The sequence below is a fragment of the Flavobacterium sp. genome, from assembly GCF_039930565.1.
GTDB lineage: Bacteria > Bacteroidota > Bacteroidia > Flavobacteriales > Flavobacteriaceae > Flavobacterium.
In genome coordinates this window covers 68,775-89,156 of record NZ_JBDTTP010000002.1, presented here as the reverse complement: position 1 = coordinate 89,156, position 20,382 = coordinate 68,775, and the positions used below count along the sequence as shown (strand labels likewise).

The following is a 20,382-nucleotide window of genomic DNA, read 5'->3' as shown; positions in this document are numbered from 1 at the left end:
AATTCAATTGTTTTATTTGATGTTCTCGATTCAGTCCTGAAGATGCTGAGTGTTTTATTTATCAAATGATAACTAAGGATTTTAATTTTGAATATCCTGAACAAACGTAAAGTTGTAATTTGTTACCTTATATTTAATCTTCCTTAGAAAAATCAAATTTAGAATTAATAAGTTGATACATATCCAGAAAGATAGTTATTTGTTTTCTTGTCGAATGAAATGATATAGCCAGAATATTTGATTTGTCTAAACTAAAAGCAATAGAAGTTAGTACTTTATAAATTTAAATTTTTTCTTAATAAAAAAGTATTATACATTCAAATTATGTTGTAATCAGTAAAAAAATTGCATAAAAATTTGAAATAATACAAAAAAAATCTATTTTTATGCAATCGATTGCAAATAATTATAAATACCAGAATATAGAGTTGTCTAAAATACTTTTTTAATAATTTCGTATATTTGACGGCTCTTAAATCTATGTTTATTATTAACATAAAAAAATTAAACAAAAATGAAAAAAATTACATCTCGTCTTCTTTTTGTATTCTTCATGTGTATTACTTTAATTAGTCATGCTCAGAAAGCACCCAAAATTGATTTAACACTTTGGAAATTAACAATCCCGGAAGGCTCAGTTACTAGTTATAAAGCACCTAAAATTTTAGATTATGCCGAAAATATGGATATTCGAAAATTTATGTTTAATGACCTGGAAGACAGATCATTGGTTTTTTATGCTTATCCATCTATTAAATCAACGAGAAGTTTTAATAAAACCGATTTAAAAGAGCAGAACTCATTTGGAGGTGATGCAGGCTGGACTTTTAAACAAGGTGCAAAACTTAAAGCTGTGGTTAAAATGGGTGAGATTTCTAAGAAGAATGATACTAGTCCAAGAGTTATTTTTGCGCAGATAGGAGGAAGGTTAAAAGAAGATCAGGTTAATTTAATTGGTGCTAAAGACAAAAATGCTCCATCCATTTTAAAAGTTTTTTGGGATAATGGATATATAAAATTAAGATCTAAGAGAATAGCTGATCCTTCTATTGAAGGAAATGATTTATTAAAAGAGGATTCCTGGATTGATGATGATGGATATATCTTTAAAAAGAAAGTTGATGGAAATAAATTTACTTTAAAAATAGAGATTTCTGACGGAAAAATGGAAGTAAGTGTTGATGGTGAAACAAAAGTATATTCAGGAGATGATTATAAAAAATGGGGTCTTTTTGATAATTATTTTACAGTAGGATGCAATCTTCAGGGTGATGTATTAGGATCGTTTGCCAATGTCAAGTTCTATACATTAGATGTTACTCATTAAATAAATTAATAATATAAAAAAGGTCTGTTTATTATAAACAGACCCTTTTTTATTACATGATATTTTATTTCTTCTTTAATTTTGTTTTAAAAACTTTTTCGAATTTTTCTATTTTCGGCTGAATTACCATTTTGCAATACGGTTGGTTTTTATTATTGGCATAATAATTTTGATGGTAATCTTCGGCTTTGTAAAACTTGGTAAAAGCTTCTACTTTAGTGACAATCGGGCTGTCGTAAACTTTTGCTTTATTAAGTTCGGCAATTATACTTTGGGCTGCTTTTTTTTGTTCTTCATTTTTATAGAAAATCACAGAACGGTATTGCGTTCCCACATCAGCACCTTGCCTATTAAGTGTTGTAGGATCATGAACGGTAAAGAAAACTTTAAAGATTTCATTAATATCCGTTATGTTTTTATCATAGGTAACTTGGACAACTTCCGCATGGCCGGTTGTTCCTGTGCAAACTTCCTCATATGTTGGGTCGGCGATTTTTCCTCCCGAAAATCCAGAAACTACAGATTTTACACCGTTTAGATTTTCGTAAACTGCTTCAACACACCAGTAACAGCCTCCGCCAATGGTAATTGTTTCAAAACTTGGTTTGTTTTTAGTCTGGCAAAATCCGTTAAGAGATAATGCACAAAGTAAAATTAGAATTGTATTTTTCATTTTATGACTATTTATTTTTGGTTATCCGGAATAAAATCAAGTGCAATCGAGTTCATGCAATAACGTTTTCCGGTTGGCGCAGGACCATCATCAAATAAATGACCTAAATGTCCGCCACAACGTCCGCAAAGAGCTTCTATTCTTTCCATTCCAAGTGAATTATCATTTTTATAAACGACACTTTTCTTATTTTCCTGTTCAAAAAAACTCGGCCATCCGCAACTGCTTGCAAATTTGGCTCCGGATCTAAAAAGCAAATTTCCGCACGAGGCGCAATAATAAGTTCCTTTCTCATCTGTATTCCAATATTTTCCTGTAAAAGGTCTTTCGGTATCTGCTTGGCGCATAACAGCATAAACATCATCCGGCAAGACTTTTTTCCATTCGGCGTCGCTAACATTTAGTTTTGTTTTATCTGTATTAGAATAATAAGGATTTCCGGTTTTATCGATTTTATTTTCCATGGTAACAGTTTTTATATTTTGTTTTTTTGATGATTGTCCGCATGCCTGAAAAATAAAAATTGGGATTAAAAAGCAAAGGCTGAAAAATTGGGTTCTTGTTGTCATAATTTTTAAAGGCTTTAATTGTAAACCAAAGATACGACGAGAGTTGGGTTCAAAATGTCGTGTAATTTACAATTGAGTTTTTTTTAAGTATGTTTTAACTTTTTTTATTTACGTAAAACGAATAGTTTTAGTTTTTTACGCTTATTTTTAAAGGAAATTAAATAAAAACACATTCTTAATATCTGAGTATTGTAAAAAAGCAGCTAGTTAAACTTTTCACAATCTCTTTCAGGATTTTCAAGCCATTTGTTTTTTCGTATTTTTGTTTGTATCAATACACTTTATGATAGAAGAAAACGTAATATTAGTAAACCAGAATGATGAACAAATTGGTTTAATGCCAAAATTAGAAGCGCATGAAAAAGCACTTTTGCATCGCGCATTCTCTGTTTTTATTTTAAATAATAAAAATGAAATAATGTTACAGCAGCGTGCCCGTCAAAAATATCATTCGCCTTTACTCTGGACAAATACCTGTTGTAGTCATCAAAGAGAAGGAGAAACAAATTTAAAAGCAGGAAGCCGAAGATTATTTGAAGAAATGGGTTTTAAAACAGAGCTAAAAGAACTGTTTCACTTCATTTACAAGGCACCGTTTGATAATGGACTTACAGAACATGAACTCGATCATGTTATGATTGGTTATTTTAATGAAAATCCTGCTATTAATCATGATGAAGTTGAAGATTGGAAATGGATGAAGATTGAAGACATTAAAAAGGATATTGAAAAACAACCCGAAATTTATACCGTATGGTTTAAAATAATTTTCGATCAATTTTATCATTATTTAGAAGAGCATAGAATTTAATTATACCAACTACCCAACCTAAATGAGAGTAACCATATCAAGAAAAGCACATTTTAATGCTGCACATCGATTGCACAGGAAAGATTGGACATTTGAAAAAAACGATGCTGTTTTTGGAAAATGCAATAACGCCAATTTTCATGGTCATAATTATGGTTTAACAGTAAGTGTAACAGGAAAAATTGATACCGAAACTGGTTTTGTTTTAGATGTGAAAGTATTAGCGGATATTATACTGGAAGAAGTAGAAATTCCGTTTGATCACAAAAACCTGAATCTGGATGTTCCGGAATTTGCGGATTTGAATCCAACTGCAGAAAACATTGCCGTTGTGATATGGAATAAAATTAGAAAAAGAATTCAGCCTGATTTTGATTTAGAAATCGTTTTGAATGAAACGGACCGAAATTTTGTAACTTATAAAGGAGAATAGTAAATGTCATTAAAAATAGGAGATATAGTTCCGAATTTTGCTTCAAAAGATAGTCGCGGAGAAATTTTTGAAAGCAGAAATGTTTTGGGAAGAAAACCGCTTGTGATTTATTTTTACCCAAAAGACAACACACCCGGCTGTACGACTGAAGCCTGTAGTTTTAGAGATCAATACGAAGATTTTAAGGAGTTAGGAGCGGAAGTAATTGGGATAAGCAGCGATAGCGTAAAATCCCATCAAAAGTTTGCCAAAAAATATGAATTGCCTTTTGTATTATTGTCAGATCAGGATAAAAAATTAAGACATCTTTTTGGTGTCCGTGATAATTTATTTGGTCTTTTGCCCGGAAGAGTGACTTATATAATCGACAGGAATGGGGTTGTGATTTATATTTTTGATAGTATGAATGCGGCGAAACATATTTCTAAAGCATTAAAAACGATAAAAGAATTAGTATTATAACAAATAAACATATTAGCCAAAACAGAAAATTTATGAAACCAAAATCATATCCTTTACAATTTGAGCCTATTTTAAAAGAACGCATCTGGGGAGGTCAAAAATTAAAAACACTTCTTAATAAACCAATTACTTCTAAAATAACTGGTGAAAGCTGGGAGTTATCAACTGTAGAAGGCGATGTTAGTGTTGTAGCGAATGGTGAGTTAAAAGGAAAATCATTAATGGAACTTATTAATGAAATGCCAAATGAAATTCTGGGAACACAAGTATATAAACGTTTCGGGAAACAGTTTCCGTTGCTTTTTAAATATTTAGATGCAAGAGAAGATCTTTCCATACAAGTTCATCCAAATGATAAATTAGCAAAAGAACGTCACAATTCATTTGGTAAAACTGAAATGTGGTATGTAACTCAGGCAGATGACGATGCCAGAATTATTGTTGGTTTTAAAGAAAACTCCAGTAAAGAGGAATATTTAAAACATTTAAATGATAAAACATTAGTTTCGATCTTAGATACTGTAAAAGCAAAACCAGGAGATGTTTTCTTTTTAGAAACGGGTACTGTACACGCAATTGGTGCCGGATTAGTTATTGCTGAAATTCAGCAAACATCTGATATAACTTATCGTTTGTATGATTTTGATCGTAAGGATGCGAACGGAAATACAAGAGAATTGCATGTAGATTTGGCACTTGATGCGATAAACTATAATAAAGTAGATACACAGAAAAAATATGAAACAAAAACCAATACATCTAATGTCATGGTTGATTGTCCTTATTTTACAACCAATTTTCTTCCATTAGAAAATAAATTGGAAGTTTCTAAATCTGGTGAAACTTTTACGGTTTATATGTGTATAGAAGGAAGTTTTGAAATTGAATATGAAGGCTTTAAAAATACATACATAAAGGGAGATACAATTTTGGTTCCTGCTGAAATAAATGCATTTATTTTGAATGGAAAAGCTTCAATTTTAGAAATTTACATTTCATAGCACTAAATCTAAAGATTATATGTACTTTTGCAGACGCAAATTAAAATTAAAATAAAATGGCAAACGTTAAGAATTTAAAGAAAGACATCAATTTCGTATTAGGAGATATTATTGAAGCAATTTACTTATTTGAAATGTCAACTACAGGAAATCCTACTCCAGAAACGAATGCTTTGATCGATCAGGCTATCGCCGCTTTTGACAGTTTAATCACAAAAGTGAATGCAAAGAATGTTGAAAACAAAAAAGCACATTTTAAGCAAATCAATGTTGAATTGGAAGAAACTGCTAATCAATTGATTGCTAAAATCAATGAATTGTAGTCGAAAAAAATAATAAAAAAGTGCAAATTTATTTTGGAAATACAAAAATCAGGATTATATTTGCACCCGTAATGAGTCGCCAGCGTAGCTCAGTTGGCTAGAGCAGCTGATTTGTAATCAGCAGGTCGTGGGTTCGAGTCCCTCCGCCGGCTCAACATAAAACCATCACTTCTTAGTGATGGTTTTTTTTGGAATAAAATTGAAAAATAGAATTCCAGCTTTTAGAAAATTTTACATATAGAATATGCTATCTTATTTTGAATTATGTTTAGCTGTATGATTTTTTAAAATTATAACATTAATTTTCTTATGTTTGTTTCTTAACAAAAAACAATACAATGGAAGAAACTTCAGTTTTTGAAAAATTTGAGCTGCATCTCAGTCAATCTGCAAAAGACTTTTTAAAAGAAACCGCTAAATGGGCTTATATAATATCCATAATTGGATTTATAGGCATTGCATTTTTAGTTATTGCGGCTCTCTTTGCCGGAACTCTTTTTTCAACTTTAGGAAATACCGTTCCGGGAATGGGTGGTATGGGAGGTTCATTTGGTTTGATAATTGGAGTTGTTTATTTTGCTTTAGCTGCCATTTACTTTTTTCCGGTTTACTATTTAAATAAGTTTGCTGTAAATGCTAAAAAGGCTTTTAGGGAAAATGATTCTGAAGCGCTTACTAATTCTTTAGAATATTTGAAATCACACTATAAATTTATCGGAATATTTACATTGTCAATCGTGATATTGTACGGTGCAATATTTGTTTTTGCAATATTAGGAAGTTTGTTTGCCAGATAATATTTAAAAAAATCCATTCATTGAATGGATTTTTTTATGGATTCTTATAGTTTATTTTTAATGTGCTTCTAACCAATCTTTACCTATGCCAATTTCCACCTCTAAAGGAACGGTCATCATAAAGGCATTTTCCATTTCGTGTTTGATTATTGGCTGAATTTTTTCTAATTCATCATTATGGACATCAAATACAAGTTCATCATGTACCTGAAGCAGCATTTTAGATTTCCAGTTTTCTTCTTTAAGCTTTTTATGAATGTTAATCATTGCGATTTTGATTACATCGGCAGCACTTCCCTGAATTGGGGCATTCACAGCATTTCTTTCAGCTGCTCCCCTGACAATTGCATTGGCAGAGTTGATATCCTTTAAGTAACGACGACGGCCTAAAATGGTTTGTACATAACCGTTTTCCCTTGCAAATTCTATCTGTTCCTGAATATAGGATTTAAGTTTTGGATAGGTTTTGTAATAGGCTTCAATTAAAGTAGCACTCTCGCTTCGGGACAACGAAGTTTGATTACTCAATCCAAACGCAGAAACACCATAAATAATTCCGAAGTTAACGGTTTTTGCATTGCTTCTTTGTTCTCGGCTAACTTCATCTAAAGGAACATTAAAGACTTTAGCCGCGGTTGCCTTATGAATATCTTCTCCGTCCTGAAAAGCTTTAATCATATTTTCTTCACCGCTTAAGGCAGCAATGATTCTTAATTCTATCTGCGAATAATCGGCAGAAATTAAGGTATGGTTTTCATCCCTTGCTACAAAAGCTTTACGAATCTGACGTCCTCTTTCAGTACGAATGGGTATATTTTGCAAATTAGGATTATTAGAACTCAAACGTCCCGTTGCGGCAACAGTCTGCATATAATCGGTATGAACCCGTAGTGTTTTCTTGTCTACCTGTTCCGGCAAAGCTAAGATGTAAGTACTTTGTAATTTTACCATTTGACGCCAGTCCAGAATTTCTTTAATAATCGGGTTGTCATTGGCCAAATACGTTAAGACATCTTCACCAGTCGCATATTGGCCGGTTTTGGTTTTCTTTTGTTTGGCACCGCCAATTTTCATTTTATCAAATAAAATATCGCCTAACTGTTTTGGTGAAGCAAGGTTAAATTGCTCTCCGGCACTTTCGTAGATTTTTTGTTCTAAAGATTTAATCTCAATATCCATTTCTTTAGACATGGCATTCAGGAATTCAACGTCAAGACGAATGCCTTCGCTTTCCATATCTGCTAAAACACTTACCAACGGAATTTCAATTTCATCAAATAATTTTTTAGTTTCAGTTTTGTCTAATTCATTTGTGAAAATTTCCTTGAGCTGTAATGTTATATCAGCATCTTCAGCAGCATATTCCTTGATTTCTTCCAAGGCAACATCGCGCATCGAAATCTGATTTTTTCCTTTTTTACCAATTAATGTTTCAATAGATTTTGGTGAATATTTTAAATAAGTTTCGGCTAAAATATCCATATTATGCCGCATATCCGGATTAATGAGATAATGCGCAATCATCGTATCAAAAAGTTTTCCTTTTACGGTAACGCCATAATTAGAAAGTATTTTCAGGTCATATTTTAAATTTTGACCAATTTTCTCAATTTTTTCATTTTCAAAGAAAGGCCTGAATTTATCAATTAAAATTTGAGCTTCTTCCTTGCTTTCGGGAAAAGGAACATAAAATGCCTTTCCTTTTTCATAAGAGAAAGAAATTCCAACTAATTCAGCATTCAAAGCGTCTAAACTTGTTGTTTCAGTATCAAAGCACACTGAAGGCTGGGTGAGTAAATTTTGTAAAAGTAATTTAATGCCTAAATTTCCCTGAATAGCTTGGTAAGAGTGAGATATAGATTCTAAAGTATCATAAAAGGATGTTCTTTCAGGATTTTCATTCGTTGTTGAATCTCCTCCAAAAAGATCAAACTGATCGTCGTTTTTAGGTTGTGGCTTTTTATATAATTTGGCATCAGAAGCAGAATTTGCTGAAGCAGCTAATTCATTTCCACCTCCAAATTTAAATAAATTATCAAATTGTTCTGCCATTCTTCTGAACTCTAATTCCTGAAAAATCGCATCTGTTTTTTCGATATCAGGACGGGAAAGCTCATAGTCATTTTCGTTAAAAACAACATCACAATCGCAGATAATAGTGGCCAGCTTTTTAGATAAAATTCCCTTGTCTTTATTGGCTTCGATGTTTTCTTTCATTTTACCTTTCAGTAAATGCGTGTTTTCCAAAAGATTCTCCATCGTACCAAATTCTTTCAGGAACTTTTTAGCTGTAACTTCTCCAACGCCGGGTAATCCAGGAATATTATCAACGGCATCTCCCATCATTCCCAGAAAATCAATTACCTGATCTGGTCTTTCTATTTCAAATTTTGCCAAAACTTCCGGAACTCCCCAAATTTCTATCCCATTGCCCATACGGGCTGGTTTGTACATAAATATATTTTCAGAAACCAATTGGGCAAAATCCTTATCGGGCGTTACCATAAAGACTTTGTAGTTTTCCTTTTCGGCTTGCTTGGCAATTGTTCCAATCAAATCATCGGCTTCACAACCTGCCATTTCAATAATCGGAATATGCATTGCTTTTAATAAATCCTGAATATAAGGAATTGCAATTTTAATCGCTTCAGGCGTAGCATCACGATTCGCTTTATAATCGGAATACATTTCGGTTCTCACCTGACTTCCTTCTTTGTCAAAAGCAACAGCCAAATGATCTGGTTTTTCACGTTTTATAACATCCAAAAGAGAATTCATGAATCCCATGATTGCTGAAGTATCCATTCCTTTTGAGTTAATTCTCGGGTTTTTTATGAAGGCATAATAACCACGAAAAATTAATGCATACGCATCGAGAAGAAAAAGACGTTTTTGAGTTGACATAAAAAAAATATTAGTCTGTAAAAATAAACAATTGGGTTTTAAAAATGATTCGGTTCTCAAAATTTATGTCTCAATAAATTTAAAAGCAAACGAAATATACGATTTGTTAACTGATGCAACGATTTCATCATATAACTAAATGTAAAAAAGCTTACCTAAAATGAATGTCCATAACTGATGATAAAAAAAAGCATGAATTGCCTAATAAGTTAATCTGGAGTTAAAATTTTTAAGAGGTATGGTTTCTTCATTTAATCTTCATTTTACAGAGGTAAATTTGATCTGTAATAAAAAAGTTATTAATTTAAATTATTAGAAATCATGAGAAATTTTTTAATGTTATCCGTAGCAGTTTTAGGTACCATATCTATGGTGCACGCATTTCCAACAACAGTAAAAGTTGGCCCTGTCAAAGAAATTAAAGTAACTCCTTCAAAAGAGGTAAAAGCTACAAAACACCCTAAAAAGAAATCTGATAAAAAAGCAAAATCTGATAAAAAAGAAGCTTCAAAATCAGAAGAATCTACAATGAAAAAATAAGAATTGTTTTTGTTTTGCTTTCGAAGGATTGTATGGGGAGCAAAACAGAAATAATAATGATGGAGAAGCTGATAAAGAAATTTATCAGCTTTTTTTAATTCGTTAATTTTTTAATAATAGCCGACAGGGCTTTTTATAAATGCTTAATTTTAGTTCTGTTTATAACGTATAGATATGAATATTTTAATTGTTGAAGATAATAAAGATCTTGCTGCAGAAGTCTGTGATTTTCTATGCAACACAGGTTATATATGTAAGATTACCCATAATTGCAGCGATGCGTTAGAAGAGGTTAACAGTAATGATTATGATGCAATGCTGCTGGATCTTGGCCTGCCTGACGGAGATGGTTTTGAGGTTTTGAAAGCTGTAAGGAAAACCAAATCTAAAATAGGAGTTATTGTAATTACGGCCCGTGGCGAATTGGATGACAGGATTAATGGTCTCCATCTAGGTGCAGATGATTATCTGACAAAGCCGTTTGCTCTAACAGAATTGAGTGCCAGGCTGTTTGCGGTTATCCGCAGGATGCATGGTTTTACTTTGAATGATTTAGTAATTCATGGTTTCTCATTGCAATTGCAGGACTATAAAGTAAGTTACAGTGATACACCAATCAATTTGACCAAAAAAGAATTTGATATTTTTCAATATTTAGTATTGAATAAAAACCGGGTGATTACCAGATTACAATTGACGGAACATATCTGGGGAGACATTCTTGAAGTTAATTCAGATTCTAATTTTATAGATGTACATGTTCGGAATCTTCGAAAAAAATTAGACAAGCATACTGATATTGACTGGTTTGAAACTGTTCGGAATGTAGGTTATAGGATTAATGAATAAAATAGACTTATTGTGAAGATAAAACACCAATTGGCAATTTTTAATGCACTCACAAGATTGTTGGTGATTCTGGTTTTATGGTTAATGCTGCCAATTTTGGTCGAAAATGTAGTTTACAGACATATTAATAATGGATTGCTGGAAAAAAAGAAAAAATTTATTGACCATTTAAATCAAAATGAAATCAATGATTTTATAGAAAGCTCCGGCGATTCGACAGAAACGTATTCGCAATTTTCTACGCTTCACAGTGAATTTCTGGTGCTTTCAAAAATTTCTGTAAAACCGCATCAAAAAGAAACCGCTTTCAGTAACGATTACAGGATTATTGAAGGAGAAAAAAATGAGTACCGAATTCTGAAATATCATTTTGCCTATGGAAAACAAGATTATCAACTTGAAATAGGAAGTGATCTTAGTGAAGTAAGCGACCTGACGTTTATTATCAGGTTCTTTATTATTATTGTTTTAGTCGTTATTCTTTTAGTGACGTTTTTGGCAGATACCGTTTATATCGAATATTTACTCACGCCTTTCTATAAAATTATAGACACTAAAATCCGGCGTGTTAATGAACCCCAAGCTTTTGACCATACACCAATAAAAGCAAAGTCAAGGGATTTCAGGGAACTTGATTTAGTTTTAAACCAAATGATGGATCGGATTGGTGAACTTTTTAAAAAAGAAAAACAATTTATTTCGAACGTTTCCCACGAACTTCTTACGCCAATTGCACTCCTCAAAAACAAGTTGGAAAATTTACTGCAGAATGATTCCTTAAACGATAATACTGTCGATAAAATCGCAAGTTCGCTGAAGACATTAGATATGCTGAAAAAAATCATCAATAATTTATTACTGATTTCCCGAATCGAAAACAATCAATATGCAACCGACGAAGAGGTTCGTTTTTATGAAATCGTCACAGATATGCAGGAAGATCTTCAGGATAGAATTGAAGATAAAGAAATTGAATTTTTGAATACAATGGAGCATGATTTTGGTTTTAAAGGAAATAAAACACTAATTCATATTCTCATTTATAATCTCATAACAAATGCAATTAAATACAATCGTCAAAAAGGAAAAATTACAGTTGCTGACGGATTCTTAAACAGACACTACTTTCTTTCTATTTCTGATTCCGGAATTGGCATGGATCCTTCTCAAATCGAAAAGATTTTCAACAGGTTTGCCAGAATCAATTCAGATCAGGACGGGCAGGGTCTTGGTTTGGCTATTGCCGATAGTATTGCTAATTTTCACCATATCGAAATTAAAGTCACCTCAGTGATTAACGAAGGAACAACATTTATCCTTTTATTTCCGGAAGCTGTAAAACGCAATTAAAAGTTATTTTTTTTTAACACTACAAATCTTCATGTGATCTTCATTTAGGGATACTATCTTTAGCTTATAAATAATCAAATAATAATAATTTATAAAATTAAAAGTCATGAAAAAATTAGTAATGTTAGCAGTAGCAGTTTTAGGAACAACAGCAATGGTAAGTGCTCAAACAACACCAGCAAAAACAACTCCTGTAAAAGAAGCCAAAGCTCCTAAAAAAGATAAAAAAGCAGATAAAAAGGCTAAAAAAACAGAAGCCAAACAAGAAGCTGCAAAATCTGAAGTGAAATAAAAAGTAATTTTTATTTGGTTTGATAGCTTTTGGTTTGGTTGTAAAAATGTTAATAAAGATAATTTTGAGCAGATTATAAGGCTGGTAAATAAATTTATCAGCCTTTTAGTTTTTATTTGAGTTAAATTTTTGATAATAAAAAGCCATAAAATTTTCATTCTTTGTTACTTTGCTTAAAATTGTAACTAATGATCCTTCGTTTTGTAATTCTTTGCGCTCTTTTTTTATGTATTGAATTTTATTCTTACCAGGCTATACGTACCTTGATTAAATTAAGATGGATTTTGATTAGTTATCAGCTTGTAAGTCTGCTTCTTTTAATTTTTATTATCTATTCTTTTACTCAGTTTGATCGTTCTGTAGGGCAAACTAAACAGACCATGTTTACAATGGGGCTGATGTTGTTGGTGTATGTCCCGAAAATTGTAATTACGATTATTTTATTAGGGGAAGATATCTTTAGGTTAGGAGCCAGTATTTTGAATTATTTCATGTATAATGCACCCAGATCAGAAATGATGCCTAACAGACGAAAATTCGTTAGTCAGCTTGCACTTGGTTTAGCAGCTGTTCCTTTTTTATCATTAATTTATGGAATTTTTGAAGGGAAGTATAATTATAAAGTTTTTAAACAAACGATTTTCTTTCCTGATTTGCCCGATGCTTTTGATGGTTTTAAGATCACTCATATTTCAGATGTTCATAGTGGGAGTTTTGATAATCCGGAAAAAATCAATTATGCAATTGATCTGATAAATGATCAGGAAGCAGATATGATATTGTTTACGGGAGATATCGTTAATACACATGCTACCGAAATGCATCCATGGTTAGATACTTTCAATAGAATAAAAGATTATAAATATGGAAAGTTTTCCATTTTAGGGAACCATGATTACGGTGAATATGTTACATGGCCTTCAGAGAAACAAAAAGACGAAAATTTTCAGGAAATTAAGAGCCTTTATGGACAAATTGGATTTAAATTAATGCTCAACGAGCATGCTTATATTCAAAAAGGGAATGATAAAATTGCGTTGATTGGAGTAGAGAACTGGGGTGTGAATTTTAAGAAAGCCGGAGATTTAAATAAGGCGTCACAACATGTTAATCAGAACGACTTTAAGATTTTAATGAGTCACGATCCAAGTCATTGGGATGCAGAAATTAAAAATCATCCAAAAAACTTTCATTTAACATTATCGGGACATACTCATGGAATGCAGTTTGGTATAGAAATTCCGGGATATTTTAAATGGAGCCTTGCGCAATATATTTACAAACAATGGGCGGGACTTTATGAAAATGTTGGAAGATACATTTATGTTAATCGTGGTTTTGGTTTTCATGCTTATCCCGGAAGAGTCGGAATTATGCCAGAAATTACAGTCATACAACTAAAAAAAGGCAACAAGGTGGCTTAATTCGGTAAAAATGCTACATTTGTATAAAGTATTATCTCTTTTAATAGATTTAAAAATTTAATTATTGATTTTATGTCAAAATTTGGAGAATTAATAAATGCTCAGGTTCCTGTTCTGATAGACTTTTACACAGACTGGAATGAATCATCAGTTTCGATGCATCCTGTTATTAAGGATGTTGCCGCTGCTCTTGGTGATAAAGCCAAAGTAATAAAAATTGATGTAGATAAAAACCAGGAATTAGCAGAAGCTTTGCGAATTAAAGGTCTCCCAACTTTAATGATTTATAAAGAAGGACAAATGATCTGGAGACAGTCTGGCGAACTTGATGCTAACACTATTATAGGAATCGTTCAGGACCAGTTTGGTTCCTAATAAATAGCAGCTGCTAATTTATTTCTAATTAAGAACATCAAAGACATATCCTTTTTCCTTTAAAAAACTTAAAGTTCTTGGTAAAGCAAATTTTAAATTTGGTGATGCTTTTACGCTGTCATGAAAAACAATTACGCTTCCGGGTTTTACATTTTTGGTAACATTTTTCAAGCATCTTTCAGGGCTTATTTTTTGGTCAAAATCCGCACTTAAAACATCCCACATTATTATTTTATAACCTAATTTTAGTAGAATTTTAGATTGTTCTTTTTTTATTTTCCCATAAGGAGGACGAAATAATAAAGACTTTGTAAGGTACTTTTGAGATAAGATTTCCGCACATTTCTTTACATTTTTAATGTATTCGCTGGTTTCACTTTTCCATCCATTGATATGATTCATCGTATGGTTGCCTATAGAATGGTTTTCGCTTTTTATTTTTTGGAATAATTCAGGGTTAGAATCTATATTTTTTCCTATACAAAAAAAAGTAGCTTTTGCATTGTGTTTTTTCAATTCAGCCAAAACCCAATCCGTTACCTGAGGAGTTGGTCCATCATCAAAAGTGAGGTATATTTTCTTTTCATTGTTAGGAATGTCCCAGCAATATTTATAAAATATCTTCTTAATGAATGTATTTGTTTTAACCCAATAAAAGCTCATTTTGGAAATATTTAGTAATAGTAAATATAAAAAATATAGCGCTATTAATCAATAGCGCTATATTTTTTAATTATTATATTTTATGTTTTTTATTCTTTTTCTCTTCCAAAGCGTTCAAAAACATTTACATAGGTATTAAAAGTAGTTTTATGAATGTTATAAAAGGCCAGGTCTTTATTGTCTTTCATAACCTGAAGTAAACTTCTGTAGCGTTCTATATCCGTTATGATATCAATAGCTAAATCTGACTGGTCGCCACCACTTAAAGTAGCATAATAATTAAGATTTTCCTTGTATTTTTGAACCAATTTATTAAGCAGATCCTGGGCTTTTGCTTTTTCATTAACTTTGTAATAACCATCAGCAAAAGGTTCTACTAATGAATAATAACCAAATTTTTCTAAAGGCATTTTTGTTACTGCTAAATTGATAATGTTTTTGGCTTTGTCAATTTTGCCTTCAAGGATAAGCTGGTTCATTAATCGGGAAAGATTGGTACGGTAAGTAATACTGTTTCTTCTGGTTTCCGGGTCATGATAAATTTTATCACTGTTACTGTTGCCCCAATCCCACTTCATAACGATGTCATACATTTTGTCAGCATCTATTTGCCCCATATCCATTGGTCCACCTTCTTTTGAAGGCGTATTTTTTACGGGAACCAATTTATATACCATTCCGTCTAATTGCAGATAATCTTTTAACCATAAATAATCTTCATCGTCAAAAGCACCGCCACTGAAATAAATTGGTCTTTTCCAGTTGTTATTAGCAATCAGATCCAGCATCATTAAGCGATTTTTATATAACGCGTTTCCTTTAATATTAATATCCATGTAAGGTACGATGGAATCATTGTATTTAGGATTGACTATCTTATTTTTTATAATTTTATTTTTATCAACTGTAATTCTAATTTTATCTGTTGGATAAAAGTGAATGGTTTGCCCGTTTTGTAAAGTAACTGTTGACTTCGGGTTTTTGATAAAGCTTATAAAATCATTGATGTCCCATCGTGTTTCTACTTTTTGAATATGAGCTACATAATCCAGCTTATCTCCAACATATTGATCATGGGTAAAAGATATAGGCAGCGGATCTGATTCATACGATTTTGCTTTCATCTGATCGATGTACCAATCAGTCATGAAAAGACTCGTATTAACAATTTTAACATCAGTCCTGAAATGCTCAATTTCTTGTGCATACCATAAGGGAAAGGTATCATTGTCACCAATGGTAAATAAAATGCCATTTTTGTCACACGAACTTAAATAAGCTTTTGCCATTGCTACAGCCGTATATTTACCTGACCTGTCATGATCATCCCAATTTTGAGATGCCATTAGAACTGGTGCAGCCAGTAAACTGGCAGCAATTACAACAGGACCGGCAATTTTTGGAGCGATAAATTTTTGAATACTTTCGTAAAGAGAATAGACGCCAAAGCCTATCCAGATGGCAAAGACATAAAAAGATCCTACAAGGGCATAATCTCTTTCTCTTGGTTCAAAAGGTCTTTCGTTTAAGTAAATTTTAAGTGCAATTCCGGTAAATAAAAATAAAGCTAAAAGCACATAAAAACTTTTGATGTCTTTATTGGCGTGGTACATTAAGCCAATTAATCCTAAAATAAATGGCAGAAAAAAGTAAACATTTCTTCCTTTGTTATTTTGCACATCTGCTGGCAAATTATCCTGCGGTCCTAAATGTAATGAATCCATAAATTTAATTCCGCTGATCCAGTTCCCGTCTAAATTGTCATATTTACCCTGAATATCACTTTGACGGCCTACAAAATTCCACATTAAATATCTGATGTACATGTATCCAAATTGATATTCAAACATGAAACTGAAATTGTCAGCCGTTGTCGGTTTTTCTATAATCAAATAATCTCCATAGCTTTTTAGGAATTTTACATATCCTTCATTGTCAATTTGTTTTTGAGCATATGCCTGCCTGAATTCTGTAATTGTTTTTTCTACTTCATTACGCAATTGAGCAGTCGCTTTGTTATATTCTTCTTCTGTTAGCTGGCTGGCATCAATTCCGTATTTTGCCAAATCATCTTCATAAGGATAATTAGGATTTATTTTGAATTTGGGAGGATTGGTAAAATTAATATAGTTCTGAATATGTCCTGTTTCTGTACTCCATAGCCTTGGCAGAATTGTTTTTTGATTGTCATCACTATTTTGCTCAGCGTTTTTATAATTATTGGTAATGACGTATTTACCGGTCTTATAATCTCTTTCGTAATTAGGTTTTTTGTCCAGATAAGGAGTTTCTGCATCTAAACCAGCAAAAACTTCCGTGTATTGAGGACCATAAAATAAAGGGTTAACACCATATTGTTCACGGTTGTAGTAGGCTAAAACTTCAGCAGCATCAGAAGGTTTATTTTCATTGATAACCGTATTTGCATTGGCACGTACCGGCAGCATAATCCAGGTGGAGAAACCAATTAAAATAAATAAGATGCAAAGAATAATGGTGTTGTAAAATACAAATCCTTTTTGTTTGGTATATTTTAATCCAAAATAAAAGAAAGCAATAAGTAGCAAGGCTACAAAAATACTTCCTGAGTTAAACGGCAATCCCATACTATTTACCATGAAAACTTCTGTCTTTCCAAAGAAAGCCATTGTTAAAGGCAAGAGCAATTTAAAAATGAATAACAAAATCCCAATTACTACTACATTGGCAATGATAAAATTCTTAATAGTAATTTTTTCGTAATGCTTAAAGTAATATAAAAATCCTATTGAAGGTATCGTCAATAAAGCCATGAAGTGAACTCCAAAAGAGAGTCCGACTACTAAAGAAATGATTAATAACCATTTGTTTCCTTTTGGGGTATCCATATCTTGTTCCCAGCGCAATCCAAGCCAGAAAAGTAATGCAATCAGCACAGAAGCCATGGCATACACTTCTGCTTCCACAGCATTGAACCAAAAACTGTCTGAAAAAGTAAAAGCAAGAGCACCTATCAGAGAACTTCCTAAAATAACAATAGAATTATTTTGATTTATTTCGGTAAAACGTCCTATCATTTTTTTTAAAATTATAGAAGACGACCAAAATAAAAATAAAATTGTAAAGGCACTTGAAAAGACAGACATCATATTAACCATCAGGGCAACATGTTGGTTATCTATAGCAAACATGGCAAAAAAAGCGCCCATCATTTGGTATAATGGAGCTCCCGGTGGATGTCCCACTTCTAATTTAGCAGCTGTGGCAATATATTCGCCACAATCCCAAAAGCTCATTGTAGGTTCAACAGTTAATGTATAAGTAATTAATGCGATTGTAAATGCAAACCAGCCAATAATTGTATTCCATTTATTGAAATTGAATTGTGCCATATTTTGGTATTAAAATTTGTATGTTTCTATCTTACAAAGAAAATGTTTTTTTGTGGAAAGAAACGAGCATTAACAAAAAATTCTACAAAACTCTTTGGTTAAAGTAATTTATTGTTTGCTAAATACTTGCGATACAATTAAGTGCTAAGAAGAAAAAAAAATAAAAAAAAATCGCTTTTTTTTGCTAAAAAGTTTGCGCAAACTAAAAAAAGCTTTAAATTTGCACTCGCTTAACAGCACTGCTGGTCTATGGTGTAATGGTAACACAACTGTTTTTGGTGCAGTCTTTCAAGGTTCGAGTCCTTGTAGACCAACATAAAAGCCTCTCAATTTGAGAGGCTTTTTTTATGCTGGTTTTTTTTTAAAAATAATTCTAAATATTGATTTTTATGTAAATAAAAAGTCCTGAAAAATTTCCAGGACTTTTGTTTATAGGTAAAAGGGCAATTATTTACTCTCTTGAATTTTTATATCATTTACATATTTAGTAAGCTTTTTGCCGTATAAGGATTTCGCTATTTTGGGAGTCATTGATTTCTGAATAGTATCCAGAAATTTAACATTAATGTCGTAAATTTCAGCTAAAGCTATATAGGGTGCTATATCATGATCTTTATGATTAATAGCAAAGTTAGTCGCAAATAAATATTTTCTTTTAATGTTGGAATCACTTTTAGCACTGATGCTATCAGCTGCTTTTTGATCTTTTCTTTTTAAGGCTTTGAATCTTGCTTCCAGCAATGTAAGGTTTTCATCTTTAAAACGTGAATTCATTTTTTGATATTCTTCGTATAATTCATGGTTTTTTGAACCCGTAATTTTTGCTCCGTTTATAAAATTATCAAGATTAGCATTGATATTTATATTTCCGGGTTCAGCAAAAAACGTAATGTTATTATCTAACGAATTGGTAACTCCACGATCAAGAAATAAATAAAGCATTTCAGGAGATTCTAGTTTAATATTGCTTTCAAAAACTGAATTTCCATTAATCTTAATAGTGTCTATTGCTACAAGTGCAGTATCAACAATTCTCTGAATGTATAAAGTTCCTTCTTTTAATCCTTTTATGTTTCCGGTTAAGTGTAAACCATCAGTTGACTCTTTTTTGTCACATGATATTAACATTACAATTGCAGCAAAGGCAATAATTGATTTTTTCATTGTTATTTTAGATTTTGGTGCAAAATAAAGAAAAATGTCTAACTAAAGAAATTTAATTGTTCACTATATAATATAAATTAGATAAAACTAAGATGTATCTTTGCAGCCTTAAAATTTAAAAAAAAGAATAAAAAATGTTACAAAAAAATGTTTTCAAAGGGGTTTTTCTGGTTGGTCTTGGTGCTACAAGTTATGGTATGCTGGCCACCTTTGTAAAAATGGCTTATGGTGAAGGTTTTACGACTGCTGAGATAACTACATCTCAATTTGTATTGGGAATTTTGGGAATATTGCTAATCAACGCTTTTCAAAAAATAAAAAATAAGGAAAAAGTAATAAAAGCTACGCCAAAAAATATTTTTAATTTAATGTTAGCAGGAAGTTCCTTGGGTATGACTAGTTTGTTTTATTATCTGGCGGTTAAATATATCCCGGTTTCAATTGGTATAGTTTTACTAATGCAAACCGTTTGGATGGGTGTTATCCTTGAAATGATTTTAGAAAAGAAATTGCCATCAAAACAAAAAGTAATTTCCGTTTTTATTGTGCTGACAGGAACCGTTCTTGCCACCAATATCATAAATAATGACATCAATCTCGATTGGAAAGGAATAGGGTGGGGAATATTAGCTGCGGCATCTTTTACTGCCACTATGTTTACCGCAAATCGGGTAGCTACCGAAATTTCATCAGCCCAAAGAAGTTTGTATATGCTTTTAGGTGGGGCAATAATCGTTTTTTCATTTGCATTTTTCACTCAGATAACCTCTTTTAATTTTGGCATCTTTATGAAATGGGGAATTGTACTTTCTCTTTTTGGAACTATAATTCCACCAATGCTCATGAATGCAGGTTTTCCGCTAACGGGAATTGGTTTAGGAAGTATCGTTTCTGCATTAGAACTTCCCGTTTCAGTAATGATGGCTTTTATTTTGTTAAATGAAGAAGTTGTTTTTCTGCAATGGATTGGGATCGTTCTTATTATTTTGGCTATCATCATAATGAATATAGATTTTAAATCTAAAACTTAAAATTTTATTTATAAATTCGTTAC

20 protein-coding genes and 2 tRNA genes are annotated in these 20,382 nt (G+C 31.9%); 16 read left to right on the top strand and 6 right to left on the bottom strand.

Translation table 11 applies throughout. The features are described from left to right. Positions 1-514: 514 nt before the first annotated feature. Positions 515-1,327: a polysaccharide lyase family 7 protein gene (locus tag ABI657_RS01180; RefSeq protein WP_348095402.1), complete on the top strand. Its 813-nt coding sequence runs from the start codon at positions 515-517 to the stop codon at positions 1,325-1,327. A 64-nt stretch (positions 1,328-1,391) separates the two neighbouring features. Here the strand turns inward: ABI657_RS01180 and msrA are convergent, their stop codons facing one another. Both msrA and msrB read right to left on the bottom strand, forming a co-directional pair. After that, positions 1,392-2,000 (bottom strand): peptide-methionine (S)-S-oxide reductase MsrA, encoded by a 609-nt coding sequence (gene msrA / locus ABI657_RS01175; protein WP_348095401.1) that lies wholly within the window; start codon positions 1,998-2,000, stop codon positions 1,392-1,394. A gap of 11 nt (positions 2,001-2,011) precedes the next feature. Beyond that, entirely contained in the window at positions 2,012-2,464 is a 453-nt protein-coding gene (msrB, locus tag ABI657_RS01170) for a peptide-methionine (R)-S-oxide reductase MsrB (protein WP_348095400.1), read from the bottom strand. 388 nt (positions 2,465-2,852) lie between these two features. Here msrB and idi point away from each other — a divergent pair, with 388 nt between their 5' ends. The 7 genes from idi to ABI657_RS01135 all read left to right on the top strand — a co-directional run bounded on the left by idi (position 2,853) and on the right by ABI657_RS01135 (position 6,396). Next, on the top strand, positions 2,853-3,380 hold the full coding sequence (idi, locus tag ABI657_RS01165) for an isopentenyl-diphosphate Delta-isomerase (RefSeq protein ID WP_348095399.1): 528 nt from the start codon (positions 2,853-2,855) through the stop codon (positions 3,378-3,380). 22 nt (positions 3,381-3,402) lie between these two features. Continuing rightward, the gene (locus ABI657_RS01160) at positions 3,403-3,813 is read left to right on the top strand and encodes a 6-carboxytetrahydropterin synthase (protein ID WP_348095398.1); all 411 of its coding nucleotides are present in this window, start codon (positions 3,403-3,405) and stop codon (positions 3,811-3,813) included. A 3-nt stretch (positions 3,814-3,816) separates the two neighbouring features. Continuing rightward, on the top strand, positions 3,817-4,275 hold the full coding sequence (locus ABI657_RS01155) for a peroxiredoxin (protein ID WP_348095397.1): 459 nt from the start codon (positions 3,817-3,819) through the stop codon (positions 4,273-4,275). 32 nt (positions 4,276-4,307) lie between these two features. Next, on the top strand, positions 4,308-5,276 hold the full coding sequence (locus ABI657_RS01150) for a type I phosphomannose isomerase catalytic subunit (RefSeq protein WP_348095396.1): 969 nt from the start codon (positions 4,308-4,310) through the stop codon (positions 5,274-5,276). Between the two features lie 56 nt (positions 5,277-5,332). After that, positions 5,333-5,599 carry a hypothetical protein gene (locus ABI657_RS01145; protein ID WP_132036441.1) on the top strand — a complete coding sequence of 89 codons (267 nt, stop codon included), beginning with the start codon at positions 5,333-5,335 and terminating at the stop codon, positions 5,597-5,599. A gap of 78 nt (positions 5,600-5,677) precedes the next feature. Further along, positions 5,678-5,751, top strand: a tRNA-Thr gene (locus ABI657_RS01140). A 186-nt stretch (positions 5,752-5,937) separates the two neighbouring features. Beyond that, on the top strand, positions 5,938-6,396 hold the full coding sequence (locus ABI657_RS01135; protein ID WP_348095395.1) for a hypothetical protein: 459 nt from the start codon (positions 5,938-5,940) through the stop codon (positions 6,394-6,396). Between the two features lie 57 nt (positions 6,397-6,453). Here the strand turns inward: ABI657_RS01135 and polA are convergent, their stop codons facing one another. Next, on the bottom strand, positions 6,454-9,300 hold the full coding sequence (gene polA, locus ABI657_RS01130) for a DNA polymerase I (protein WP_348095394.1): 2,847 nt from the start codon (positions 9,298-9,300) through the stop codon (positions 6,454-6,456). 321 nt (positions 9,301-9,621) lie between these two features. On the opposite strand from polA, the gene ABI657_RS01125 reads away from it, so the two are divergent. From ABI657_RS01125 to ABI657_RS01100, 6 genes are all read left to right on the top strand, one after another. Then, a complete protein-coding gene (locus ABI657_RS01125) occupies positions 9,622-9,840 on the top strand; it encodes a hypothetical protein (protein ID WP_348095393.1) in 219 nt (72 codons plus the stop codon). Between the two features lie 174 nt (positions 9,841-10,014). Further along, the gene (locus ABI657_RS01120; RefSeq protein WP_348095392.1) at positions 10,015-10,689 is read left to right on the top strand and encodes a response regulator transcription factor; all 675 of its coding nucleotides are present in this window, start codon (positions 10,015-10,017) and stop codon (positions 10,687-10,689) included. A gap of 12 nt (positions 10,690-10,701) precedes the next feature. Continuing rightward, the gene (locus ABI657_RS01115; RefSeq protein ID WP_348095391.1) at positions 10,702-12,039 is read left to right on the top strand and encodes a HAMP domain-containing sensor histidine kinase; all 1,338 of its coding nucleotides are present in this window, start codon (positions 10,702-10,704) and stop codon (positions 12,037-12,039) included. 106 nt (positions 12,040-12,145) lie between these two features. Next, positions 12,146-12,331 (top strand): hypothetical protein, encoded by a 186-nt coding sequence (locus ABI657_RS01110; protein WP_348095390.1) that lies wholly within the window; start codon positions 12,146-12,148, stop codon positions 12,329-12,331. A 188-nt stretch (positions 12,332-12,519) separates the two neighbouring features. Then, the gene (locus ABI657_RS01105) at positions 12,520-13,755 is read left to right on the top strand and encodes a metallophosphoesterase (RefSeq protein WP_348095389.1); all 1,236 of its coding nucleotides are present in this window, start codon (positions 12,520-12,522) and stop codon (positions 13,753-13,755) included. Positions 13,756-13,827: 72 nt separating this feature from the next. Next, the gene (locus tag ABI657_RS01100) at positions 13,828-14,130 is read left to right on the top strand and encodes a thioredoxin family protein (protein ID WP_223679916.1); all 303 of its coding nucleotides are present in this window, start codon (positions 13,828-13,830) and stop codon (positions 14,128-14,130) included. 24 nt (positions 14,131-14,154) lie between these two features. On the opposite strand, the gene ABI657_RS01095 is transcribed toward ABI657_RS01100, so the two are convergent. Together ABI657_RS01095 and ABI657_RS01090 are read right to left on the bottom strand one after the other, a co-directional pair. Continuing rightward, a complete protein-coding gene (locus ABI657_RS01095) occupies positions 14,155-14,793 on the bottom strand; it encodes a polysaccharide deacetylase family protein (protein ID WP_348095388.1) in 639 nt (212 codons plus the stop codon). An 89-nt stretch (positions 14,794-14,882) separates the two neighbouring features. Continuing rightward, the gene (locus ABI657_RS01090) at positions 14,883-18,164 is read right to left on the bottom strand and encodes a DUF2723 domain-containing protein (RefSeq protein WP_348095387.1); all 3,282 of its coding nucleotides are present in this window, start codon (positions 18,162-18,164) and stop codon (positions 14,883-14,885) included. A gap of 243 nt (positions 18,165-18,407) precedes the next feature. On the opposite strand from ABI657_RS01090, the gene ABI657_RS01085 reads away from it, so the two are divergent. After that, positions 18,408-18,478 (top strand) — tRNA-Gln (locus ABI657_RS01085). A 133-nt stretch (positions 18,479-18,611) separates the two neighbouring features. Here ABI657_RS01085 and ABI657_RS01080 read toward each other — a convergent pair. Next, complete coding sequence (locus ABI657_RS01080) at positions 18,612-19,328, bottom strand: DUF4369 domain-containing protein (protein ID WP_348095386.1); 717 nt, start codon at positions 19,326-19,328, stop codon at positions 18,612-18,614. A gap of 134 nt (positions 19,329-19,462) precedes the next feature. On the opposite strand from ABI657_RS01080, the gene ABI657_RS01075 reads away from it, so the two are divergent. After that, positions 19,463-20,359, top strand: coding sequence for a DMT family transporter (locus ABI657_RS01075; protein WP_348095385.1), 897 nt, complete (start codon positions 19,463-19,465; stop codon positions 20,357-20,359). Positions 20,360-20,382 lie beyond the last annotated feature (23 nt).